The sequence below is a fragment of the Agrobacterium tumefaciens genome (assembly GCA_025559845.1).
Lineage (GTDB): Bacteria > Pseudomonadota > Alphaproteobacteria > Rhizobiales > Rhizobiaceae > Agrobacterium.
In genome coordinates, this window is record CP048470.1 from 283326 (window position 1) to 308413 (window position 25088).

The following is a 25088-nucleotide window of genomic DNA, read 5'->3' on the forward strand; positions in this document are numbered from 1 at the left end:
GCACTGGTAAGCCGCTCAAGACGTGCTGTACGCCCCTCTAGACGGACGGACCCATGCCATCAGGCGAAACAAACAGAACCAGACTGATTCGCGTCGATCGTTTCGGCGAGCAATTGCGCAAACGCCGCGATCGGCTATCGCCGAGCCTTTTGGCAGTCGCCGAATACATTGACGGTCATCGCCACGCCATTCTCGGAAAATCTGCACTCGAGATTGGGTTTGAAACCGATACATCCGATGCGACCGTCATCCGTGCCATCCAGGCGCTGGGTTTTCAGGGGCTGGTTGACCTCAAAGAGACGCTTGAAGCCCATCTAGGCGTGACGGATTCGCCCGTCGAAAAAATGGCGGCAACAGCGAAGTCAATCTCCGGCAATTCCGATGCCGCAATCGACTTCGTTATAGAAAACCAGAAGAACACGCTGGAAATGCTGGCAAATGCAGACAACCGCGCTGCTATGGCAACAGCAGTTCGTCTACTTTCGGAGGCTACCGGCATCGGTGTGCTGGGAATTGGAGCCTCGGGGATCATCGCCAGCTATTCGGCCCGTCTTTTCCAGCGCGCAGGTTTTCGCTCTTATGCACTTAACGCGACCGGCATTGCGCTTGCCGAGCAACTGCTCAACATGGAAAACGGCCATGCCCTCATCATGCTCCTCCACGGCCGCCCGCATCGCGAAGCGCTAACCGCCATTGCAGAAGCCAACCGGCTCGATATCCCGATCATCATGATGCTTGGACTGGAAGACAGCGTCCTAAGGCGCGATGCTGCAGCCTGCCTGTTCCTACCTCGCGCGAAGAACGAAGGCGTCGCACTACACGCACCTTCCCTTGTCGCGATGGAAACCTTGGCACTCGCACTCTCAGCGGCAAGACCAGAGAGAACCCTTGAGACTCTTGAGAGAATGGTGGAACTCAGGACTTCGATCAGGCCCCATAAAAAGGTGTGATGCCGCAGATGCACATGAAGCACAAGGTTCAACACACCGCCGACCAAAATTCCACGCCGAGCGCCTCAAATTGAACATCCTCAAATGGCCATCACATGCCGTGATCGCCCGCACTACCCGTTAGCGTAGAAAGCATTATTGACTGTCGGTAACGATGACGTCATATCCACGTAAGATTTCGTTCGAATAGGAACCGTTAGGTGCACGTAGAACCCTTAGCTATAGATGCAGTGAAAAAGATCAGTCCCGCCAGATTTGGTGACAGCCGCGGCTACTTCAGCGAGGTTTTCAAGCGGGAATGGTTCCGCGAAAACGTGGCCGATGTAGAGTTCGTTCAGGACAATGAATCTTTGTCCTCAGAGGCGGGTACGGTCCGTGGTCTCCATTTTCAACTGGAGCCGTTTGCTCAAGGCAAGCTTGTACGCTGCGTCCGTGGAAAGTTGCTGGATGTCGCTGTGGATATCAGGGTTGGCTCACCGACTTTCGGCAAATGGGTCGCAGCTGAACTCACTCCCGAGAGCGGAGACCAGCTCTGGGTTCCAGCAGGATTTGCACATGGGTTTATGACACTCGTCGACGATACGATGATCTCGTACAAGGTTACAGCTCCGTATAGCGCAGCCAATGATCGCGGCCTTAGATGGGATGACCCAGAAATTGGCATTACGTGGCCAGACATGGGTAGTTACATCCTTTCTGACAAAGACGCTAGACAGCCGTGTCTAGCTGATCTTCCAGAGTCATTCACCTATCAAAACACCGGATTTTAATGATGCGCGTTCTAGTCACCGGCGGCGCCGGATTTATCGGATCTGCTCTTGTCCGCTATCTCGTAAGCGAGATCGGCGCGGATGTGCTGACAATCGACAAGTTGACCTACGCCGGAAATCTCGCATCTCTGAAGCCGATTGAAAACGCGCCAAATCATCGGTTTCTTCAAGCAGATATATGCGACCGCGTCGCCATCAATGAGGCTTTTGCAACATTCCAGCCAGACTACGTGATGCATCTTGCGGCCGAAAGCCACGTCGATCGATCGATAACCGGCGCCGCCGATTTCATCCAGACCAACATCAACGGCACCTTCACAATATTGGAGGCAGCCCGGCATTACTGGAATAGCCTCGCAGACGACGCCAAGCCGAACTTTCGAATGCTTCACGTTTCAACGGATGAAGTATATGGTTCGCTTGGAGACACCGGTCTGTTCGAGGAAACAACGCCGTATGATCCGTCTTCTCCTTACTCAGCATCCAAGGCCGCAAGCGATCATCTGGCAACAGCATGGCAGCGGACTTACGGCTTACCTGTAGTCATTTCCAACTGCTCAAACAACTACGGTCCATTCCACTTCCCCGAGAAGCTCATCCCCCTGATTATTCTCAATGCGTTGGAAGGTAAGCCTCTGCCGGTCTATGGGAACGGTGCGAATATACGCGACTGGCTTTATGTCGAGGATCATGCGCGCGCCCTGTGGCTCATCGTTCAAAAGGGACTACCGGGCGAAAAATACAATGTCGGCGGACGTAACGAACAGAAGAACATCGATGTAGTGAACTGCATCTGTTCTATTCTCGATGAGTTGCGCCCACAGTCGAAGCCATACTCTGAACTTATCAAATACGTCACAGATCGTCCTGGCCACGACGCGCGCTACGCGATTGACGCAACCAAGCTAGAGTCCGAACTCGGATGGAAGGCGCAAGAGAATTTTGCGACCGGAATTCGTAAGACTGTCTCATGGTATCTTGAAAACGGCTGGTGGTGGCAACCACTACGCGAGGGCGTCTACTCGGGAGAGCGCCTCGGTGTTCTGACGAAAGGTTAAGCAGATGCGGCTTGCAGTGACCGGAAAGAATGGTCAGGTGGTGAGCGCCCTTCTCGCGCGCGCAAACATCGATCTACAAATCATAGCGCTCGGTCGACCGGAGCTTGACCTCTTGCATCCCGAAACGGTGTTGCGCGCACTGCACGACGCGAAACCGGACGCCGTCGTATCGGCGGCGGCATATACAGCCGTCGACAAGGCCGAGAGCGAACCCGATGCCGCGTACGCAATCAACAGGTACGGCGCAAAGGCAGTTGCAGAAGCTGCGAAAAGTTTAGGTCTTCCGGTCATTCACCTTTCGACGGATTACGTATTCGATGGGGCGAAGGATGGAGCTTATCAGGAAAATGATCCGACCGGGCCGACCTCCGTCTACGGCCGCTCAAAGCTTGACGGTGAAACAGCGATTAACGAAAGTAACGCAAATCACGCCATCTTACGCACTGCTTGGGTATATTCCCAGTACGGCAATAACTTCGTCAAAACGATGCTTCGCCTCGCAGAGACTAAAGACGAGATTAATGTTGTGGCGGACCAATTCGGTTGCCCGACGTCTGCCAATGATATCGCACAAGCAATCATCGTAATCGCGAAAAGGCTCGTTGAAGACCCATCTCCAGACTTGCGCGGCGTTTTCCACCTTTCTGGATCTGGTGAAACGACCTGGGCAGGTTTTGCAAAACAGATCTTCGCATTCTCCATGGCGGAAGGCGGAAAGCCGATGACCGTCAACGCGATCAAAACAGCACAGTACCCTACACCAGCTAAACGGCCAGCCAATTCACGGCTCGACTGTAGCAAGTTGGAAAAAACGTACGGAATAAAGCTGCCAGATTGGCAATCATCGACGCGGGCGGTTGTCACCGCTATTGCGCAAAGCAGAAAGGAAACGCCATGAAGGGTATTATTCTTGCAGGCGGCAGCGGTACTCGTTTGCACCCGATGACACTGGCGGTATCGAAGCAGATTTTGCCTGTTTACGACAAGCCGATGATCTATTACCCGCTTACAACATTGATGTTGGCCGGCATTCGCGAGATCCTCATTATCTCGACACCCCACGACATGCCGCTGTTTCAAAACCTACTGAAGGACGGATCCCAATGGGGTTTGTCAATCGAATACGCCGTGCAACCGAGCCCGGACGGTCTCGCACAAGCGTATATGATCGGTGCTGACTTTATCAACGGCTCACCCTCTTGCCTGATCCTGGGGGACAACATCTATTATGGACACGGATTGCCGGAACTGCTTGAAGCCGGTACGAACGTGGTGGATGGCGCAACAGTGTTCGCGTATCATGTGAATGACCCAGAACGCTATGGTGTTGTCGAATTCGATAACGAGATGCGCGCACTTTCCATTGAAGAAAAGCCAGCCAAACCGAAATCGAACTGGGCAGTGACGGGTTTGTATTTTTACGATCCCGACGTCGTGAACATCGTCGCCGACCTTAAACCGTCCGCGCGCGGTGAATATGAGATCACAGACGTCAATAGAGTTTATCTCGAGCGTGAAAAGCTGAGAGTATCAATCATGGGACGCGGCTATGCGTGGTTGGACACCGGCACTCCGGATAGCCTCCTTGAGGCTGGAGAGTTTGTGCGTACTCTCGAAAAACGTCAAGGCTTCAAAATCGCGTGCCCTGAGGAAATCGCTCTTAATAGGGGATTTATTACGAGAGATCATTTCGGTCGAATTGCTGAAAATGCCGGAAAGAGTGACTACGCACAATATTTAAGAAAGCTAATCGAACTTTGACCTACCACCAGCGTCAGAAATGCGTAAAAATAACAGTAATGTAGTGTCTCAATAGCGACAAAATAAAACCTCAAGGCACGTAGATATGAGAAGTATATCGGAGTTTAAATGGCGATATTGCCACTTTCTTCTGTCACAGTAGTTTCGGTCTGCTACAAAAGTGACGCCTTGATACGCGACATGGTCCTTTCAATACCGGACGCAACGCCTATCATTTTAGTAGACAACGGAAAAACGACTGACTTCTCGAACCTCCCAGAATCTCGGAAAATTAGCTTACTGTTTCTTGATGAAAATATCGGTTTCGGACGGGGTTGCAACGCGGGCGCTGAGCTTGTGGAAACTCCTTGGATCCTATTTCTCAATCCGGACGCGAGGTTGAAACAGGGCGCGCTTGAAGCGCTTCTTGAAGCTGCCAATCGCCATCCTTCGGCAATTGCATTTAACCCTCGAATTTTTAACGCCGACGGTACCCAGTATTTTAAGAGACGATCATGGCTACTGTCTAATAATAACAGCGGTCCACGTGGTTGGCCAGACAACGACACGCCAGTTCCGATACTGTCAGGAGCGGCATTCTTCGTTTCGAAGACAAGCTTCGATCAAGTGGGGGGGTTCGACCCAAAAATCTTCATGTATCACGAGGATGACGACCTGTCTCTGCGGCTTGCTGCATTGGGTGACCTCTTTTTTGTCAGGGGTTCGAAAGTCGTTCACGCATCTGGTAACTCCTCTGGACGCTCACCAGAAATTGCCCGACTAAAAGCGTACCACATGGCGAGATCAAGGATCTATACCGGCGAAAAACATCACATTCGACATGCCTATGCCTCAACTTTGCTACAGGCAGCTTTGCTGCTCCTTTCTCCTCAGAATATATTCTCCAAACGTCGGCGGGCAAAGGCGATAGGTTTTCTTAGAGGTACGCTTAGCAAAATTTTCTCTTGATCTTTCCTAGATTGGTTATTGACCAGAGAACATCGCTTCTGCATACCGAAAAATAAAATACCGACGGAGGGGCTAGCCCACGCCGAACGATAAATAGCCTCGTCCTCGAAGAGCGTGGTATAATAGTTTACCTGATTGGTGAACTTTCAATCTAGTTAATTAGGACTTCGATTTGGTCGTGATCCGCAACGACGACAATACACTAGAGAACAATCTTCTAGACGATATCCATGCCATATCGGGCGATGTCGACTCATTGCAACGTAGCAATTGGTCCAGCAACGTGTCGCTGATGAGACTTATAAGAAGGTTAATCTACGCGCGCCTGCTTTATAGGCTTTCTGAGGTGGAGTGGTTCAGCAAGCGTCGACGCGACCGTTTCATTAATTCGGCAAGAAAACGAGATCCGCTGCTGCTCGCGCAAAAGGTCGACGAGTTTTGCTCAAAATTTTATCGACGTATCAAGAACAATCAGTCACTGGCTCAACATCTGTCCGAGCACAGAAGCAAAAATGGCCTTACAGTAACAGCCATCGTCCCCAACTATAATCACGGCAAATATCTTGCAAAGCGTCTTGATAGCATCCTAAACCAGTCATATCCCTTGATAGACATCATTATTTTGGATGATTGCTCAACTGATGACAGCAGGGCAGTAATCGAAACTTACGTTAGAAAGTATCCCTCAACAATACGTTCTCTATACTCGACGAAAAATTCCGGGAACGTCTTCCATCAGTGGCGTAAGGGCCACGCCCACGCGACTGGCGATATAATATGGATTTGCGAAAGCGATGATTTCTGCGAACCAACATTTGTCGAACGTGCGATAAGGACCTTTAGAGATCCGAGTGTAATGTTGACATTCGGAAAGGTTGAGTACGCCAATGCTGATGGTGAATATGTCGAGGGTTTAGACCAATATCGAGAGGAAAGTGAACGCGGAATTTGGGACCAAACAGTTGTCAGACCGGCATTCGAATGGTTTTCCGGTGGCTTCGGTGTAAAGAATGTCATTCCCAACGTCGGCGGTTCCCTGTGGCGCCGACACGATATTCATGATGACGTCTGGACGGAGGCGTCGAGCTTCAAGATTATGGGAGATTGGTTTTTATATTGCGCCGTCGCAGGCGGAGGGCAAATCACCTACGAACCGAGCGCCGTGAGTTACTTTCGCATTCACGGAAACAACACTTCCGGTAAAAAGGCCCAAAATACTACGAAATATTACGAAGAATATTTCCGCTTGATGAAACTGCTGAAGGAAAGGTGGCCGCTACCGAGGCAAACCATAGAGCGGTTCATCTCCTCTTCTCATACAATTTTCAAGCGCTCTAATTTATCTGGGCAGAATTTCGGCAGCATCGTGGACGCTTCGAAACTGAATGCAACTAAACGTCGCCATCCACATATTCTCATAGGAATGATGGGTTTCTCCTACGGAGGTGGAGAGATATTCCCCGTTCACCTCGCGAATACACTCAAGGACATGGGTGTAGTAGTTTCGGTTTTGCAGATGCAAAGCCACGACGACCGGCCAGAAATTCGGCAACTGCTAGACCCAGCCATACCAGTCTTCACCGCGGATCAAGTAAGGGAATGGGGCGCAGTCAAGTTTCTTGAGCGCACTGGTGTGTCGTTGGTTCACTCCCATGTCGCCACTGTTGACAAACTTTTTCTCGAAAATGCAAATCTACCTTGTGCTTACATGGCGACTCTCCACGGCTCGTACGAGGCAATGAAGATCCCCAAGAGGCGGGTCGAGCGGTGGTCACATAAGGTCGGACGTTTTGCTTACTTAGCAGACCGTAATCTTACGCCATTCGATGAGAGTGACGTGCCGGAGAGCAAGTTTGTAAAAGTTCGAAACGCTCTTCCGCTAGACAATCGGCCATTCCCAAGAACTCGCGATGATTTTCATATCCCTGCTGACGCTGTAGTTTTTTGTCTGGCTTCTAGGGCTGTAGAAGGGAAAGGGTGGATTGAGACAATCGCGGCCTACCACAAGCTTCGCGAACGACGACCAGAAATGTCAACTGCCCTACTCCTCGCTGGTGAAGGATCAACCATTGAGGCAGCTAAAGCCCACGCAGGTAGCGAAACTACCATCCATTTCCTTGGCTTTATAAGTGAGGTGACTGGACTATACAGTATCGCTGACGTTGCGCTGCTCCCGAGCCGCTACTCTGGAGAGTCTTTTCCGCTAAGTCTGATTCAAGCGTTTCAGGTTGGACGACCGTGTATAGCGACTGACGTTGGCGAGATAAAACAAATGTCCTCGACTTCGTCTGGAGAAGCCGGGATTATAATCGAACCTACAGACGAGGACGAATTCTTCATTGAGTCTTTGTCTATCGCTATGGAACAAATGCTGGACGATGAGGCACGCTCCAAGTTCCAGAGTAACGCTATTGTCGTAGGAGAATCGTTCGACATGAAGAGACTCGCATCGGATTACCTGACCCAATATCTCAAATTGATCCAGGAATTTCCCGACTAATTATCTCGAGAGGGTACATCCTGTGAAATATCGAAATCGCCGCCTCCATGTGGTCCGGCGCGACGGTCAATCTCCGAGGACACCGTCTTTCCCCAAGATCGAAGCGCCGCAAGCTCTGCGCACTAACTCACGTAGATACGTTCATTCTTGAAGTTTGATGCTACTCGGGAGACTTGGAAAAGGTAAGACTGCAGCATTGATGCAACGCTAACAAAGCTCGTCCATCCAATTCTAGTGCGGCCAGCTTTGGGTTCACAACCTTCCATGGCTACTCCCCGTAAGTCCTCTGGCTCCTAGACTCCGAAAACAAAACGATCCACGTTAGCTCCTAAAGACGATTTCCCCAACTAGACTTACACCGATATAAGACTTCCAGAGGACTAGGCGACATTCCTTGTAGTCATACGCTTGATATTCGAGTGTCCTCATGCGTTGTTTTGTGTTAGGTGGTGTCAACAAAACGGAGCCGAGTTAGGGAGTTCAGACATTGTCGTCGGGTAATAAAATCACCAGCGTTGAAGGAAGATATGGGAAGATTTTTTTTCCTGACATCAACGACATAATAGTTAATTCGTTACGTCAATATGGTGAGTGGGCCCAATGCGAAATCGACATTCTTGTGAACTTCATTTCGCGAGGAGATGTTGTGATAGATGGCGGAGCTTGTTTCGGTACGCATAGCAGAGCTTTCGCGGCTAAGGTCGGCTCGGACGGAAAAGTGATCAGCTTCGAACCTTCGAAGACAAATTTTGAAATATTGAAGAAAAACGCATCGGTGGTTGATGCTGCAAACATTTCTGTTTTTCAATTGGCACTTGGGGCGAGCGAACAAAGTGCAATTTCCGTCGAAGTTGACCCTGTAAACGCAGGCGCTTCAAGAATTGATTTGGTGGCAGCAGGTGAAACGAGCGGTGGCCTCACGGTACGCGTCACAACTCTCGACGGTCTCGAGCTTGATAGAGTGAATTTTATCAAACTGGACCTTGAAGGCGCCGAGCTTTCAGCCTTGCGCGGATCGATTCAGACATTGGAAAAGCATCGCCCGATCGTATTCACAGAAGTGAATTGCGTCGAGGAATCCGCCGGCGTGTTTCAGTTCATGAAGGATCAAGGATTCTACTGCTACGGCGTTAACTCCATTGCATTTAACATTAATAACTTTGCGGCGTCCACTTCTGACATGTTCTCTGGGGCATCTGAGAACGGCTTCCTTTTTGTTCATGCCTCGCGTTCCTCCGAATTCGGGCCACGCATCGATGCACTGAAACTTCCCTCAATCGAAACGATTGATGACATCGTCTTGATGATGCTAAATCAGAAGCAGTACGTCATAGACTACGTTCCCGGCTTAGCTTCAGCGCAGACACTGCCTATTCCAGAAGTACTAAACAAAAAATATAATCACTATAAACATTCTCTAGATATGAAGACCTCAGAGATCGATCTTTTACGAAAAAAAGAAGATCAATCCCGCTTTGTAATCAACGAAATCGCGGCCTTGGTATCTGACCTCAAATTGGATACACGCGATCAATTCGAATATCAGCGAAACTCAACAAAAATCGCTGAGAAAACTGGCAAATTCCCTTTTTCGTTGTTTTTCAAAGTGAGCCCTAAGTATCGGCGGATACGTCGGTCCATTTTGCGGAACCAGGATTTGGCGAGCCGATTCGACGGGAAACTTAACTCCCTCCTCACACTACTTGAAACAAACACACCTGCGAGGGAGAATAATAAGGGGACGCAAACAAACGAAGCTGCACCCTATGCCGGGCACACTATGCCCAATCACGATTACGAAGAGCTTGTTGCTGCACTAAGGATGGCACAGCGTCTCTTGCGTAAGCCTATCCGGGTTTCAATTCAACGCACGATCGCAAAATTCGCACTTAAGCGATTCTTCTGGTTGACGGAGAGAACAAAACTCCGGTTGCATCGGTCGATATTGAAGCGTGAATTGCAGTTGCCTCAAGCGTTTACGTCGGCTCCGAACACATCAACGGCAGGAACCACGAGCGCAATTGCAGCAGACGTAAAAGATGTTCGTGATTTTGGTAGGCTTGCGCCACCAATCGCTCCTACACAGTTCGACTGGGATTCGTTGGTGGTGATAGGCGGCATAGTAGAGCCAGACCCCGTGGTTGACGTTATTGTGCCAGTGTATCGGGGCCTTGATGAGACTATGCGATGCCTATTCAGCGTAATTAGTAATCCTCAGAAGTCCTCATTCCGATTGATCGTGGTGAATGACTGTTCTCCTGATCCTGAACTTACAGAGGCACTGCGGATCTTAAGCGGGCGTGGCTGGATCGAATTGCTTGAAAACGAGACGAACCAAGGATTTGTGTTGTCATGCAATCGTGCGATGCGTTTGCACCCTAATAGAGACGTCTTGCTTCTCAATTCCGACACTGAAGTTTACGGTGATTGGCTAGACAGAATGACAAGTCGCGCCGCGCATGACCAGAGCGTTGGAACGCTTACTCCATTTTCAAACAATGCAACTATATGCTCTTATCCCAAGTTTTGCGAAGACAACTTTCAACTACTCGAATTTGATGGGGATCAGATTGACCGGATAGCAAAGGAAGTCAATGGAGCCGCCGCCTTAATTGAGGTTCCTACAGGTGTCGGGTTCTGTATGTTTGTGAAGCGCATTTGTCTGAACCAAGTGGGGTTGTTTGACGAACAACGCTTCGGAAAAGGCTACGGCGAAGAGAATGATTTATGCCAGAAAATAGCCCTCTCCGGCTGGAAAAACTATCTGGTACCGGACATATATGTTCGGCATTGGGGAGCCGTTTCGTTCGGAGAGAGCACCAATAAGCGCATCGAAGCGGCATGTCGTACAATCGACAAACTCTACCCTACGTATCATAAGAGGGTCTCCGAATTCATTGCAAGTGACACCGCACTGACCGCTCGATCCAGGATCGACGAGGGGCGCCTTGCCCTGCGCTCCTCTCAATCAAGGGGAGGGGCACATCTTTTCGTAACCCACGACCTTGGTGGTGGAACCGAAACTCATGTCCAGGCGTTGCGTCAACAGCTTGAAGCCGAGGGAGAGGCCGTCTTTCTGGCTCGTCCTAGCTCTGCGAAGCCTGGATATTTTTACATAGTTGACCCGGAGTCCGCACAAACGCCAAATCTGCCCTTATTCTTCTGCGGCAGTGAAACGAGAAGATTTGCTGATTTTCTCCAGCGCATTGGCGTTACCCACATTCATATTCACCACATGACGGGGTTCGGCGACCACGCGCCTATTTTTTTTCGAGAATTATCAAGTTCGACGGAACTTCGGGTTGATTTCACTGTACACGACTACTTCTCGATTTGCCCACGAGTTACCCTGATCGATGGTTCAGGGAGGTACTGCGGCGAACCACCAGAGTCGGTCTGTCAGTCCTGCGTCAAAACAAACGGATCTAGATCCGTCTTGTCTGAAAACGTCGACATCAAACGCTGGCGCCAGAATTATCGAAGTTTTCTGGAGTCCGTCGACTCGGTCATTGTTCCGAGCAAAGACGTGGCTAAGCGACTTCATGCATATGTAAGTCGCGATGACATCGAAGTACGCGAGCACATGACCGATCCAGTGCTCCTGAGTTCTCTCACGGATCCTCTCCTTGAAATACAAAAGAGCGCAACACGCTGGAATACGACCGGCCGTCGTAGAATAGGAATAATTGGGAGTATAGGGCCACACAAAGGCAGCGAATTAATTTTTGAAACAGCAAAGGCTTCACTCGACCTTCAGCTACCACTGGATTTTGTAATCATTGGGCATACCGATATAGATCAAAAATTATCCTCATTAAAAAATGTAGAGGTACTTGGACGGTACGACTCTGCGGATGTCGTGAAAATAGTTTGTGATGCGTCTGTAGATCTAATCTGGTTGCCGTCACTATGGCCCGAGACATTTTGCTATACCCTCACTGAAGCGGTAGCTTCCGGCGTTCAACCAGTCGTTTTCGATTTGGGGGCACAAGCTGATCGGGTCCGTGATATTGGCTGGGGGAGTATAATGCCAAACGCGCTTATGGACGACCCGCATGGTGCTGCAAGGTTCTTAGCTGATTGCTCAATTGTGGGACCCTGCAAAGAGACACGCGCCCGATTAATACGAAGTTTCGTTGGGGCGGACGCCTACTACAGAAGAAAGCAGATAATCGAGGACGTAGCGTAATAATTATTTGTACGGCAATCGAAAACTCGAAGATTGCCGTACAAGGCGCCCTAACCTTAGTGAACCGTCGGTACCAGTTATTTCCAAATTGTAGACAATCCGCGAACTGTCATATCCTGTCTGTCGTTGAGACGGCTAACTTTTACCGTGCGGATAAACAGTTAAAGACGTGAGCATACGGCAAGGGCCGCAGGTCAGGTTGAATTAGCTTCGATGCTTGAAGCCGCCCAATTCCACGGGAGGTTTTGCTCGAGTTTGATTATGCGTGTGTGGGCGATAGGAGCAAGAATGTCGACAAACCAGGCCTGTGGAACGATGTCCTCAAATTTTGTACACATCATCAATATATCCATAAACGCGGCACGATCTGTACCACGGTCTGATCGAGCAAGGAGCCTCGACTTCCTTCCCAGTGCGCATTGCCGACTGCAGGCTTAGTTATCGCACACGCTGAAGCTTCGAGAGCCATTGGCTGCCCAAGGACTGAAATTGGCGCTCGCATTCCGTGGATCTAGGGGGGCCTGAACGCCCTCAACTTGGCGATCACACTATATTGACGAGGAGGGCTTAATCTACTCCAACGCTCGCTGCTCGCATCTCGGCGGCCACCCCAACAATTGAAAGCCCATTACTACAAAATTGGGTCGCAGGACTGCCACGGTCTCGTACACCCCCTCATCCCACACAATTTTTCGGGGTTACGCCAGAACAATATCGACACCGACGTCGACCATTTTTCACAAACGTTCCCACAGACTTCCCTCGGCTCTATGCAACAAAGCAACCCGCCCGCATCCCAGCCGTATAGGTTTCCTGTGTGACGAAGTGGAAAGCAATAACGTATTATGGATTCGTACGGAAATACGAGTTATAGCTCAGAAGGCCCCTGTGCGCGCAAGACGCAGAGACGCAGGAGATCGATATTTTGAGATAACGGACACCTGAAATTCACATGGGAACAGCAATAGAACGGCGCAAAAACAGCTACGACGCCATCCGTTTTCTAGCAGCGGTCGCGGTTCTTATTTCCCACCATTATCCTCTGAGCGGCCTCCCTGAGCCGATGGTGCCTCTGCTTCAGACAACCTTAGGTGGATTTTCCGTCGCAATATTTTTCTCAATCAGTGGTTTCCTTGTTTACCGCTCGGCATGCATATCCACTGATGTTCCATCATATATTGCCGCGCGCCTACTGCGAATTTTTCCAGCACTTGCAGTATCAGTAACAATCACCAGCGTTGCGATGTACATTATCTTCTCGAACGGAGAAGAAAAATTTCAATACGTTCGTTTTGTTTTTCACAACAGTTTTTCTTTCCTGCATCAAGTATTGTATACTATTCCAGGCGTGTTGGAGGGGCGCCCAAACACTTCAATAAATGGATCACTTTGGACCCTTCAATATGAGTTCTTCTTTTATATCATTGCGCTTCTGGTTTCGTTGATCTTATCTCGGTTCCGGTTTGCTGTAATGATCGTATTAGCAATATTGTTGAGCGAAGTATCAAGCGTCACTGCTTCTTTCTCTGTCGGATCCTTTCATTTTGATAGCGCGGCAACCTTTTCAAAGCTTGGAAATCATTTCTTAGCTGGAATGATGGTTTACGCCATATATGATAAACTGAGAGCTAATGTAATTTTGGCTGTCACATGCACATTCTTGTGCCTTTCAATTTCGTGGGTAGCATTCGGACCGCACAGCTTTATGTTTGTGTTTTGCTTTACGATCATCTTGATTATGCTATGCGAAACACCGATACTTTCAACATGGGCAAGATTTGGAGATCCATCGTACGGTGTCTATATCTATGCATTTCCCATACAGCAGATCGCAATCCTAACCATGGCGGGATTTTATACTTCAATGTTGATATCAGCGATTTGTTCGGTTGCTATTGGATTTGCATCATGGCATCTCCTAGAGCGTAGATGTTTGAAGCTGAAAAACTTATTGGCCAGAAAGCTGCGGGACACGTCATTGCTTATTGCCAATAGACGACCGAGTTAGATTTCGCTTTTTTTGGGGACGGGAGGAGAACTCCGAGACCACCCCGGGAGTTGGTCGCCATGTAACTCAACTCGAACTTATGTTTCTCATGGTGGCGTTCATCGAGTTGATCATTCCTCGCGTGAATATTATTAAGTCAGCAGTAATCAGCATGCCACGATGCTCGACAAATTGGATTAAGTGTGTGAACGGCAGCTCGAAGTAGATTTGACGTAGCGCGGACACTCGTCCGTACCCAAAACAAACCCAAAAAGCGTTGGGCTCCGTTTTACATCCAACACGTACCCCCTTTAACACTAGCAAAACTCCGCGTGCAGGTCTGCCAACGCACGCGTCTTTGCGCATATCTTTATGGACCATGTCGGATTCGACAGCACCACACCGGACACAATTACTAGTACATCGGATTTCGGAGCACGTTTTGCTAGTTTATCAGTCCCATAAATCTATTCGGGACAAGGAGAGCCACTAAACTGGACGACAGCTGCGGGCGATATCTGCGAAATCACCCAGCCAACGTTAAGCTTGATCCAACAAAGCGCCCGTATGATCAACCACGCCTGTGCCAAGAGCACCTAAAAGGCGTTGCGACTTCAAACGGATGCTACTTCACGCACCCAGATAAACGTGTCCTGTCCCGTGGCCTCAACCCTTTCACCTACTTTATAGAATGTAAACTCGAGCAGAACGATCGGATTCTGGTGATTGGTGAAAAATGACAAAAAACGGCTATGCCAAGTCACCGTCCACTACCCGTCCAGTTCTGTCGTCACTACCCGATCAACGAAAGAGATCTCGTCACTTTCATACCAATCAGTCAACTCGGATTCCCAAGACATCGGTTAAATAAGCGACGGACTTTGGTAAGCAGGCTACAGTCTGGCGCTAAATCCGAAAATGCCGTCTGGATCAACGGAATAGTCGCGGCCCACTGTTTATCAATAAAATGAATGTAGTTCATCTTATCTGGGGTGTCAGCCAGCGTCCAATAATCTTCGCGCTTTGCATCGAATGGGGCGTTTCGCTCCAATTCGAAAACTTCGTTAGCGCGTTCGATCAGATCTCCATAGTTCTGGCCTACGACACCTTCGTGATTAGATAGGTCTGACAGCGAAAGCCTCGGATAAACAAGCCTACTCTCAGGCTCTTCACTGCAATTTACTAATAACACGCCATTTGTTAACGCCCAGAGAAACAGACGCGCGCTCTTCGCTTCTAAATGTTGCAACGAAACATCTGAGCGCAACGGATCAGCCGTACCGTTACCGTAAAAATGAGTTTTCGTTCCTCTGTAAACCATGTCACTTGCAAAAACGCCAATAGTCTTAGACCGTAATGTATAAACCGCCCAGTATCCCGCAGCGAATGCCATTGTCGCTCCACCGAAGATTATTCCGCCCGCGGTGTTGATAGCTTCCATGTAACCAGCGTTGCTTATTTGACGTCCGCAATAATTGCTGGGTGGCCTACGTTCACTGGGAAAATCAAAAGGATACACGACATAATCAAAATCGGAACGCACCAACCAGGCGTTGTTTATCGCCACCTTAGTAATTGACGTCAGTTCCCTGCTTTCTAGAGACGGTGCCGACGGTCCGCTCCCTACTATTAATGAATTCATGATGCACCTGTAATTATTTAGACTCTTTCCGTAGTACCTCCCACAATTAGTAATTGGTGGAAATTAGGATTTCTAACCGCTGAATAAACAGGTTTTTACTGTACGACGGTAGACTCTAGTGCTTCCAAGCTAGGATCACACCGACATGAGTGTGAGTGTTCACAGATGTCAGTGAAAATACCATGATTTATAAGATTCGGACGTGTGCCCCCACTAAAACAATGCCAACCGGCCGCCGATTTATTCGACTACGGCCTGGCGGCCAGCTTGAAGCATGAGCTCAGCGTAAGGGCTTGAGAAAAAATCAGATTTACTTGATGGTGTTGGAGCTCTCTTAACGTGGCAGATATTCCATAGCCTGCGGGACTCAGTTATGCCGAAGCTCTTATCGGCGGCTTCAAAAATCATGTCTCGAATATCGAAACCGTATATCACTGCCTGGTGCCACCATACTCCTGATGGTTTCTCGGTCGAGCACATCGATTGTGACCGCGCGACGGACGACCAAGCTATTTCAGTGGAGCGCAACAGCTGGTGGTGCGATCGTAAGGCGCCTGATCTGTCGCTCGCCGCTGCGTGTTACGGATGGAAGCAATCTTCCCGTAGCAGTAGGTCGGTCGAGCCAACCAAATCGCCGCTTATATAAGTCAGCAACAGTCTCGCGGATACGAATTTTCCCGCCCTTCCAGACTGGCGACAAATGTTGACATGGGTTTGAATGAAGATTATTTGGCGTCAAACGCGGCTCAGTGCGTAGCCGAGGCAAGCAAACTTCAATTGGAAAGAGTATTCGAGGCTTTTTCAGGCTAACCTTAAACATTTGCAGCTGCGGCAAAAGATAGGCTGAAAAGATTCTTGGTATGTGTTGACTTCATTATGACGTTGACAAACGCATCCGAACACTAGTTGAACGAAACTCGGGGCGCTGCTTTCAAATCGCAAGGATATCTTCGTGATCGGATCTTTTTTGTCGCCAAACGACAAAAAGCTGCTAACGCGGCTTTTCAAGGAAAACTTCAAAAAGCACGTCGGCTGGTACTCAGCAGCGATTGCTGCAATGGTCGTAGTAGCTGGCATGACGTCACTCAGCGCCTGGATTATGCGGGATATCGTTAACAGCGTTTACTTGAAGCAAGGTTTCGATGTTGTTCTGGAAATCGCGTTTGCAGTAGCCGCTATTTTCATTGTTAAAGGTCTCGCGACTTTCGTACAAAGCCTTTACCTCAGTAAAGCAGGTAATAGCATCGTCGCAGAACAACAGCGCAAAATTTATGACCGGCTGCTGAAACAGGGGGTTTCATTTTTTCAGAATCTCCCCTCGTCCGAGCTTCTGGTTCGAGTAACATTTAACGCGCAAGCTGCCCGCAGTGTCATCGATACAATCGTAACATCGTTTGTTCGCGACCTTTTCTCACTGATCGGCCTTATCATCGTGATGTTTGCCCAGAATTTCCTTCTGAGCGCGATTTCCATGATCATCGGGCCCCTTGCGATTTTCAGTGTCCGTCTTGTTCTCCGTCGAGTTCGTAAAATCATGGAGGCCGAGCTCGCCTCTCTCGGCGAGATCGTCAATGTCGTGCAGGAAACGAGCATAGGCGTACGTGTTATCAAGGCATTCTCACTTGAGAACTTGATGCGACAGAGGATGAACAAGGCTGTATCTGACGTAGAGCAGCGTGCCAATGGCATCGCGAAGCTTGAGGCTGCTACCAGCCCGATCATGGAAACGCTATCCGGACTTGCGATTGCGGTCGTGATTGCCGTCTCCGGTTACACGGTTCTCGAAAAGGGTGGTTCGCCGGGCGACCTGATGGCGTTCATCACCGCCCTACTCCTCGCGTACGAGCCGGCCAAGCGTCTCGCACGCATGCGCGTTCAGATCGAGAGCGGTATGATCGGCGTGCGGATGATGTTCGAGGTTCTGGATGCTCCCTTGACTCTCACTGAGAAGAAGGACGCTTTGCCACTCCCAAAGAAAAGCGGTGATGTCACTCTCAAGAACGTCAGCTTCGAATATGTTTCTGGACAGCCTGTCCTTAAGGACGTTAGCGTCCTCTTCGAAGGCGGGAAGATGACTGCTCTGGTCGGACCGTCTGGCAGCGGCAAGTCGACAATCATTAACTTGATGATGCGTCTTTACGACCCGCAAAGCGGTTCCGTTGAAATCAACGGCATGGATCTGCGCGACGCTTCTTTCGCAAGCCTCCGCGAGCAGGTCTCGTATGTCGGTCAAGAAACGTTCCTGTTCTCCGGTACGGTTCGACACAACATTTCTGTCGGCCGCGACAATGCGACCGAAGAGGAAATCATCGCAGCTGCGAAGGCGGCCAACGCGCATGACTTCATCATGAAGATGCCGCAGGGCTATGACACCAGGCTCGGTGAAAACGGTTCTGGTCTTTCGGGTGGTCAGCGTCAGCGTGTCGCCATTGCCCGCGCTATGCTCCGCGATGCAGACATTCTGATCCTTGATGAAGCGACGAGCGCGCTGGACTCCGAATCTGAAGCTCTCGTTCGCGATGCTCTCGAGCGTCTGACACTGAACAAAACCTCAATCGTCATTGCTCACCGTCTTTCGACGATCAATCGCGCTGACAAGATCGTCGTGATGGACAATGGTGAGGTGGTTGAAGAGGGCAGCCGTCGCGAGCTGCTCGCAACTGACGGCCTTTACAAGCGCCTTCACAGCATCCAGTTCGACGCAGACGTCGCTTGATTCTCTAGTTCGGGCGGCATGTCTGCTGCCCGACTTCCTCGTCTCTCCCTATGGAGAATTTGATCGAGTGCACCTCCTATAAAGAGAGCCCCCTCGATAAGCTTTCAATTTCCATCGTCGAGACTTTGACCGAGGCGTTTCAGGGCCTTGGCAAACATAGCCAAATCGTGACAGCTTCCGCTCCTTAATCAGGAGAGAGGATGATGACGGGAATGGCAATGATTGATGAGCTTGCTCGGAATTTCGCAGCAGCAAATAGCGAAGGAACGAAAATCCCCCTCGCGACGCTTGAGACCAAAGGGCTTGTCCCTGACAGTTTCGAGCAGTCAATGGACGCTCAGCGCGCCTTCGTGGCCGCTATCGGTAAAAGCGTGGCCGGCTGGAAACTGGCGATCCGTCCGGATGGCACCGCGATTGCGGCACCGATGGTCGATTGCTACAGCGTCACGGACGACAATCTCGCAACATTTCCTGCTAAAGGGATCGAAGGGCTTGAGGTGGAGATCTGTGTCACGCTCGCATCCGATATTCCCGCATCAGGCGACACCCCACTGACCAGAGACGACATTCTTCGCTTCATCGACAAGGTCTACCTTGGTGCGGAACTCTTGGGCTATCGTTTGGTCGAGAAAAACCAGGTCCCCTTCCCGCTTTTTCTCGCGGATCGTCTCGCCAACCAGGGATTTGTGATCGGGCCTGAAATCGACGCGACTGTGATCGACAATTTTGCGCGGGAGAGCGCGCCTTTCTCACATCTCACGATCACCGAAGGCACAACCACTCTGTTTGACGAAACGGTGAAACATCCCAATATCGATCCGCTGGCACCGCTTGTTGCTTTTGCCAATGGGCCCCTGAACAAAGGTGGCATGCTCAAACGCGGACAGGTGATCACTACCGGCAGTCTTTGCGGGGCTATCCCGACCGCTCTCACTGCGTTGACGGCAATCGACCTCGCATCGGTCGGCAGCTTCGTCCTTAAGACGAAACACTGAAACCTACCCGCAAAGGTTTGATGCAATCGCGCAACATTCATCACGGAAACGTGAGCTCCGTTTGCTGACCCTGTTTTGCGCAGTTGGCAAACAATGCTCACGCGCTGTAAATATGACTTTAATAGTCATATTTCGCATATGAAGGGATGCCGGCCAAGTCGGTACTCCCTATGTGAAAAGCAACCGCACCAATTAGGGTGATTGATGAGCAAAGCGCTGTTGCAGGTTTTTGACGCTAAGGAGGAAAACCGTCTTATGCGGTTTTTCCGCCGGCGTCTGGGCAACCGGGATGATGCCGCCGATGCCTTGCAGGAAACCCTGGTCCGGGCGCTCGAAGTATCGCACGCGACGCTGATCGAAAATCCTGAGGCATACCTCTTCCAGATCGCCAAATCCGTCGCCCACGTAACGGTTAAACGCCAGTCACGTGAACGGCCGTTATTTGCGCATCCAGAGGCAGGTCTTGCCGTTCCTTGCGACCAGCCCGATCCGGAGCGGATTGTCGCCGGTCGTCAACATTTAATCCTGATGGCCCGCTCAATCGAGGCTTTGCCCAAGCGCTGCCAGCAAGTCTTTGTGCTCAGTCGCCTGCACGGCCACTCCAATGGCGAGATAGCGGCTAGGCTCGATATTTCCCGTAATATGGTCGAAAAGCACATCATCAAGGCATTACTTCACTGCCGACAGGTCCGTGCACAAATAAAAATGTAAACGGACATCAGGTGCTGGCATCCTTTTCCACTCTAGAAGTAGAAAAGGATGTAATGCGGCATCAATAACTCCATCAGGAACGGCAGTGCAGGATATGAACGAGCGCCCGGAGGGTCTCATTGATGACCGTTTGGCTGAAGAGGCAGCTCTCTGGCTCGCACGCATGCAATCCAGCGATGCGACAGAGGACGATCGTCAGCGCTTCCAGAACTGGCTGAAAGCGGATCCTGCCCATGTGACCGCTTTTGAGGAGATGCGCGCGCTCTGGAGCGACCTTGGTAACATAGAGCTTCTGCCAGCCACGGACAAAAAACGCGGCGGCTCGGGTCGAGCGATCCTGGCAGGTCTGGCGTGTATCGGCGTTATCGGGCTTGCGGCAGTCTATGCGCATCAAAGCGGCTTCATCGACCAGTGGCAAGCCGACTACTATACCGAAGTCGGCGAAACGAGACTGTTGAAACTGGAAGACGGCACGAACATCAGCATGAACACCGACACAGCTATCACCGTTCACTACTCGGACAGGGAACGCCGGATAACCCTGCTGCGCGGTGAGGCCTATTTCGATGTGGCCAAAAACCCTTCCCGGCCGTTCGTCGTTGACGATGGATCGCTCACTGCCAAAGCGCTCGGCACCCATTATTCGGTCCGCACCGCCGGTGGAGTTTTACCGCAGGAAGTTCAGGTCGAGGAAGGCCGGGTTGAAGTCGCAACCGGCGACGATGTCACGGTTCTCACACCCGGCGAGGCAGCAACCCTCGGGCAAGACGGAAAACTGCTCCGCAGTCGCAAAGATGTGGCAAACAGCATGGCATGGCGTGAGGGAAAGCTCGTTTTTTCCGGTCAGCCCCTGCGCGAGGTTCTCGAGGTGCTCGCACAATATCGTCGCGGCCGTATTCTCGTTCTTGATGGAAAGGCCGCAGAGCAACGCGTTTCAGGTATCTTCGATCTCAAGAATACGGATCAGGCTTTAGACATTCTCGAAGACAGCCTGCCAGTAACGGTATCACGGCTGTCCGGTATGCTGATTATCGTCAGGTCGCGATAATTTTTTCAGAAAGCACGTCAGGAGGCGCGCTCCCTATTCACTCTATCCCATCAGAAACCGCTCCGGCTTTTGCCTGGCGGCCTGACATCATGAGTGAGAGGGAAAGATATGAGATTTGGCAAGTACGGTCGGGGCCGTTTCTGGCTGACGACGACGGCGGTCGCAGGTGGCATGGTCGCATTCGGTCTTGGTGGTGCAGGGATCACGACCGCCAGAGCACAAACGGCAGCACCTCAGCCGGCGGCCACATCGAAGACGGTCACGGTCTCCGTTCCCGCTGGGCCCCTCGAAAATGCCATCCTGTCATTTGGCCGTCAGGCGAACCTGCGCATGGTCTATCCCTCGGCCATTACCCGGGGGCGCAATACCTCTGGCGTCAATGGCACATTGAGCATCGCTTCTGCGGTGAACAGCCTCCTTGCCGGGACCGGATTGAATTACACACTTACAGACGGCAATACGGTTCGTATTTTTGATCCTGCCAATCAATCCCTTCAGACGGGGCCTGCTGCCCCCGGTTCGACCGTTCTCTCGCCGATCACCGTTCAGGGAACGGGGGTCGAAGGCGCCAGGGGGGTGCTTGAAACCAATGGCTACGTCGGAAAATCCGGGCGTACCGCGACCAAAACCGATACACCGATCGCCGAGACAGCCCAGTCGATCTCCACTGTCAGCCGCAAACAGCTTGACGATATCAAACCGCAAAACCTCTCCGAAGCGCTGAACTACACCCCTGGCGCGCGCATCGGCCAATATGGCGCCGAGCCACGTTTCGATGCCTTCAAGGTGCGCGGCACCGATCTCAGCACAACAGGCATTTTTCGTGATGGCCTGCGCCAGGTCAGCAGCCAGAACGGCAGTGCACGCCTTGAGCCCTATGGCGTAGAAGCCGTCTCAGTCCTGCGCGGTCCGGCCGCTTCCGTTTACGGCGCAAGCAGTTCCGGAGGCATCGTCGACATCATTTCGAAGCGTCCGACCGAGGAGACCGTGCGCGAAGTTGAATTCCAATATGGGTCCTTCGGCCGCGTACAGGGAGCGTTCGATTTTTCAGGCGCCGTCAACGATGACAAGACCATGCTTTATCGTCTGACCGGTGTCGCACGCGACGGCAGGAACGAAATCAGTGCCATCAAGGATGACCGGCTCTTCATTGCGCCAGCGTTCACCTTCCAGCCGGATGCGGGAACGAAGCTGACACTTCTCGGCGAATACATGGATGGCACGTCTGGCGGCACATGGGGTTTCATCAACAACTATGGCGCCAGCGGCACATCGATCGGTGCGACACCGGTTTATGGTGGCGACGCGCGGTTTAATGATTTCGAGCAAAAACAATGGCGTATCGGCTATGAGTTCGAGCATCAACTGAACGACAATGTAACCTTCTACAGCAAGGCGAGGTACTCTGGGCTTTCGGCAGACCAGCAATGGGTCTTTGCCGATTATCCGGGCATCACAATCGAGGACAATGAAGGCGTTTCTGCCGACAATTATCTGAAGACCGAATTCGACACCGGCCCTGCCAAACACACGCTCTTGACGGGTGTCGACTTCAGCCACATGACCTACACCTCAAAACAGGGCAGTGGCGCAGTACCATTCACCGACACCTTTACCTATGTTCCCGATGTCTCGCTGGTTCTGAACCAACGCATGAACACGTTCGGTATCTACGCCCAGGACCAGATCGAAATCGACCGTTGGCGGTTGACGGCAGGTATTCGACATGACTGGCTGGATACCGCCTATCAGGCCCAGACCGTGGGTGCGGCCGCCGCCCCAACCTATGATGGCGACGACACAAGAACCACCGGACGCGCAAGCCTCGGTTATGTGTTCGACAGTGGCCTGATGCCCTATGTGAGCTATGGCACATCCTTCGTCGCCAATCCGGGTGTCATCATCACCACAGGAACCGTCACGGGTCAGGCACAGCCGACCGTCGGCAAACAATATGAAGTCGGCGTCAAATATGCGCTTCCGGAATACAATTCTCTTCTCAGTGCAGCTTTCTTCAATCTCGACCAGGACAATGCCACGGTCTATGAGACCTCGTCCGGTATCAATCTCTTGCGCCAGCTTGACCTCAGATCGCGCGGTATCGAGCTTGAAGCCACGGCATCGCTAGATAACGGCTGGAGCGTTATCGCCTCCTACTCCTACAATGATGTCGAGATCACGCGCCTTACCCCCGAAACTCTACGCAACCAGTTGAACTCGTCGCCTTACCACACCTTCTCGCTCTGGGCGGATTACGAGTTCCAGACCGGTGCACTCGAAGGCCTCGGTGTTGGAGCAGGCGTACGCTACGTGGGATCGAGCTTCGGTGACAACCAGCATACGCCGATCCTCGATAATGCGGCACGCACGTTCCTCGACGCGTCGCTGCGCTATGATCTCGGCAAGGCTGTGCCATCGCTTGAGGGCGTTCGCCTGCAAATCAATGCAACGAACCTGCTCGATGACGTCAAACAGGTCTGCACCACAGGCTTCTGCTATTTTGATGAGGGCCGTAAGATCGTCGGCAGCATCCGGTACCGGTTCTGATGTTGCAGCAGAACCCAACCGCAACCAAGCCCTCCCCAACCGCCGTCTTCGTGGCGGTTGGCGGGCTTTATATCGGGCAAAGCGTCATCGGTGGCCTCACCTTCCTCGGCCTGCCGGCAGTTCTGCGAAGCGCCGGACTGCCGCTCGATCAGATTGGTCTTCTCTATCTGACTGTGTTGCCCTGGACGCTTAAGTTCCTCTGGTCGCCTCACATTGAACGGTATCGCCTTCCGCCGGTCGGGAAAAACCGATCCCGTGTCATCGTCGGCTCGGGCATCGCTGTCTGCGCTGCCGGTCTTGCCATGCTCGCTTTTACGGGTCCCACTCCCGTAAGCATAGCAATCGCGATCCTTTCGGTGATCGCGCTCGTGACGGCTACGGTTGATATCGCCTGTGATGGTTATGCGGTCGAGACATTGGCCGAGGAGCATCACGGCTGGGGAAATGCCGCCCAGGTTGGAGGTTCCTACCTCGGCTCGGCCATTGGCGCCGGTCTCTTTCTGGTGCTGGTGGAACGCTCCGGCTGGACGAACGCCACCCTCGTTATGAGTGGTCTTGTCATTCTGCTCGCGCTGCCCTTTCTGTTCGGGCCTGCTTCAAAGACAAGCGTACAGACCCGTGACCATCTGCCATCGATCAGAAATGCCCTCAAAAGACCACAGGTCCGCACCGGTCTCATCATCGCCGCCGTCTATGTCGCTGCGCAGAAATGGGGGCTCTCGATGCTCGGGCCGTTTCTGGTCGATTACGGCTTTGACCTTGCAACCATCGGCGCGCTGAACGGGGTTGGCAGTATGGTCGTCGGTTTCGCCGGCGCCTTGCTCGGCGGGACACTGGTGAGGATTTATGGAGCCTCACGCGTCTTGCTGATCGCGATTTTCGTGCAAACGGCCCTCCTTTGCGTCTTTGCCTATCTCAGCGTCCACCGCGACATCTCGCAATGGATTGTCATGACGGTTGCGGTCGCAAGTTCATCCGGCATCATGTCCATCGGCTTTGTCGCACTTTATGCCTGCTTCATGGGCTGGTCAGACCCACGTCAGGCGGGTGTCGACTTTACACTCTTCCAGTGCATGGATGGTGTTGTCAGCATGGCGGGAGGCCTTGGTGCGGGAGCAATCGCAGAGCGCTTCGGTTATCAGGCCTCGTTCGGCCTGGCCGCTATCGTTTCAGTGCTTGCAGCACCGGTCATCTTTCTGCTGATGCGACGGCAGAAAGGCTGAGGATTATAGGATTGCTGGGCGCGTCTTATTGAGGACGCGCCCT

The 25088-nt window shown here is 51.6% G+C and carries 16 protein-coding genes; 15 read left to right on the plus strand and 1 reads right to left on the minus strand.

Annotated elements, in window-relative coordinates; all coding sequences use genetic code 11:
* Positions 1-53 precede the first annotated feature (53 nt).
* The 9 genes from FY156_17845 to FY156_17885 all read left to right on the plus strand — a co-directional run bounded on the left by FY156_17845 (position 54) and on the right by FY156_17885 (position 14184).
* Positions 54-950, plus strand: coding sequence for a MurR/RpiR family transcriptional regulator (locus FY156_17845; GenBank protein UXS03425.1), 897 nt, complete (start codon positions 54-56; stop codon positions 948-950).
* Between the two features lie 200 nt (positions 951-1150).
* A complete protein-coding gene (rfbC, locus tag FY156_17850; GenBank protein ID UXS03426.1) occupies positions 1151-1720 on the plus strand; it encodes a dTDP-4-dehydrorhamnose 3,5-epimerase in 570 nt (189 codons plus the stop codon).
* Between the two features lie 2 nt (positions 1721-1722).
* Positions 1723-2778, plus strand: a complete 1056-nt coding sequence (gene rfbB, locus FY156_17855) for a dTDP-glucose 4,6-dehydratase (protein ID UXS03427.1) — start codon at positions 1723-1725, stop codon at positions 2776-2778.
* A gap of 4 nt (positions 2779-2782) precedes the next feature.
* The gene (gene rfbD / locus FY156_17860; protein UXS03428.1) at positions 2783-3676 is read left to right on the plus strand and encodes a dTDP-4-dehydrorhamnose reductase; all 894 of its coding nucleotides are present in this window, start codon (positions 2783-2785) and stop codon (positions 3674-3676) included.
* Complete coding sequence (rfbA, locus tag FY156_17865; GenBank protein UXS03429.1) at positions 3673-4539, plus strand: glucose-1-phosphate thymidylyltransferase RfbA; 867 nt, start codon at positions 3673-3675, stop codon at positions 4537-4539. The genes rfbD and rfbA overlap by 4 nt, the downstream gene beginning before the upstream one ends.
* Positions 4540-4647: 108 nt before the next feature.
* Positions 4648-5487: a glycosyltransferase family 2 protein gene (locus FY156_17870; GenBank protein UXS03430.1), complete on the plus strand. Its 840-nt coding sequence runs from the start codon at positions 4648-4650 to the stop codon at positions 5485-5487.
* A 292-nt stretch (positions 5488-5779) separates the two neighbouring features.
* The gene (locus FY156_17875; GenBank protein ID UXS05136.1) at positions 5780-7987 is read left to right on the plus strand and encodes a glycosyltransferase; all 2208 of its coding nucleotides are present in this window, start codon (positions 5780-5782) and stop codon (positions 7985-7987) included.
* 487 nt (positions 7988-8474) lie between these two features.
* Positions 8475-12176, plus strand: a complete 3702-nt coding sequence (locus FY156_17880) for an FkbM family methyltransferase (GenBank protein UXS03431.1) — start codon at positions 8475-8477, stop codon at positions 12174-12176.
* A 952-nt stretch (positions 12177-13128) separates the two neighbouring features.
* Positions 13129-14184 carry an acyltransferase gene (locus FY156_17885; GenBank protein ID UXS03432.1) on the plus strand — a complete coding sequence of 352 codons (1056 nt, stop codon included), beginning with the start codon at positions 13129-13131 and terminating at the stop codon, positions 14182-14184.
* Positions 14185-15001: 817 nt separating this feature from the next.
* Here FY156_17885 and FY156_17890 read toward each other — a convergent pair.
* Positions 15002-15805 (minus strand): hypothetical protein, encoded by an 804-nt coding sequence (locus tag FY156_17890; GenBank protein ID UXS03433.1) that lies wholly within the window; start codon positions 15803-15805, stop codon positions 15002-15004.
* A gap of 952 nt (positions 15806-16757) precedes the next feature.
* Between FY156_17890 and FY156_17895 the strand changes: the two genes are divergently transcribed.
* From FY156_17895 to FY156_17920, 6 genes are all read left to right on the plus strand, one after another.
* Complete coding sequence (locus tag FY156_17895; GenBank protein ID UXS03434.1) at positions 16758-18521, plus strand: ABC transporter ATP-binding protein; 1764 nt, start codon at positions 16758-16760, stop codon at positions 18519-18521.
* Between the two features lie 212 nt (positions 18522-18733).
* Positions 18734-19516 carry a 2-keto-4-pentenoate hydratase gene (locus FY156_17900; GenBank protein UXS05137.1) on the plus strand — a complete coding sequence of 261 codons (783 nt, stop codon included), beginning with the start codon at positions 18734-18736 and terminating at the stop codon, positions 19514-19516.
* Between the two features lie 204 nt (positions 19517-19720).
* Positions 19721-20227, plus strand: a complete 507-nt coding sequence (locus tag FY156_17905; protein UXS03435.1) for a sigma-70 family RNA polymerase sigma factor — start codon at positions 19721-19723, stop codon at positions 20225-20227.
* 94 nt (positions 20228-20321) lie between these two features.
* On the plus strand, positions 20322-21275 hold the full coding sequence (locus tag FY156_17910) for a FecR family protein (GenBank protein ID UXS05138.1): 954 nt from the start codon (positions 20322-20324) through the stop codon (positions 21273-21275).
* A 108-nt stretch (positions 21276-21383) separates the two neighbouring features.
* On the plus strand, positions 21384-23822 hold the full coding sequence (locus FY156_17915) for a TonB-dependent siderophore receptor (GenBank protein ID UXS03436.1): 2439 nt from the start codon (positions 21384-21386) through the stop codon (positions 23820-23822).
* The gene (locus FY156_17920) at positions 23822-25045 is read left to right on the plus strand and encodes an MFS transporter (protein UXS03437.1); all 1224 of its coding nucleotides are present in this window, start codon (positions 23822-23824) and stop codon (positions 25043-25045) included. The genes FY156_17915 and FY156_17920 overlap by 1 nt, the downstream gene beginning before the upstream one ends.
* The last annotated feature ends 43 nt before the right edge of the window (positions 25046-25088 follow it).

What these genes read in the sequence shown, in the direction of transcription:
- FY156_17870 (UXS03430.1), top strand. Translation starts at nt 4,648, where the DNA reads ATGGCGATATTGCCACTTTCTTCTGTCACAGTAGTTTCGGTCTGCTAC.
- FY156_17890 (UXS03433.1), bottom strand. Translation starts at nt 15,805, where the DNA reads ATGAATTCATTAATAGTAGGGAGCGGACCGTCGGCACCGTCTCTAGAA.
- rfbD (UXS03428.1), top strand. Translation starts at nt 2,783, where the DNA reads ATGCGGCTTGCAGTGACCGGAAAGAATGGTCAGGTGGTGAGCGCCCTT.
- rfbB (UXS03427.1), top strand. Translation starts at nt 1,723, where the DNA reads ATGCGCGTTCTAGTCACCGGCGGCGCCGGATTTATCGGATCTGCTCTT.
- FY156_17910 (UXS05138.1), top strand. Translation starts at nt 20,322, where the DNA reads ATGAACGAGCGCCCGGAGGGTCTCATTGATGACCGTTTGGCTGAAGAG.
- FY156_17915 (UXS03436.1), top strand. Translation starts at nt 21,384, where the DNA reads ATGAGATTTGGCAAGTACGGTCGGGGCCGTTTCTGGCTGACGACGACG.
- FY156_17845 (UXS03425.1), top strand. Translation starts at nt 54, where the DNA reads ATGCCATCAGGCGAAACAAACAGAACCAGACTGATTCGCGTCGATCGT.
- FY156_17920 (UXS03437.1), top strand. Translation starts at nt 23,822, where the DNA reads ATGTTGCAGCAGAACCCAACCGCAACCAAGCCCTCCCCAACCGCCGTC.
- FY156_17900 (UXS05137.1), top strand. Translation starts at nt 18,734, where the DNA reads ATGGCAATGATTGATGAGCTTGCTCGGAATTTCGCAGCAGCAAATAGC.
- FY156_17885 (UXS03432.1), top strand. Translation starts at nt 13,129, where the DNA reads ATGGGAACAGCAATAGAACGGCGCAAAAACAGCTACGACGCCATCCGT.
- FY156_17875 (UXS05136.1), top strand. Translation starts at nt 5,780, where the DNA reads ATGAGACTTATAAGAAGGTTAATCTACGCGCGCCTGCTTTATAGGCTT.
- rfbA (UXS03429.1), top strand. Translation starts at nt 3,673, where the DNA reads ATGAAGGGTATTATTCTTGCAGGCGGCAGCGGTACTCGTTTGCACCCG.
- FY156_17905 (UXS03435.1), top strand. Translation starts at nt 19,721, where the DNA reads ATGAGCAAAGCGCTGTTGCAGGTTTTTGACGCTAAGGAGGAAAACCGT.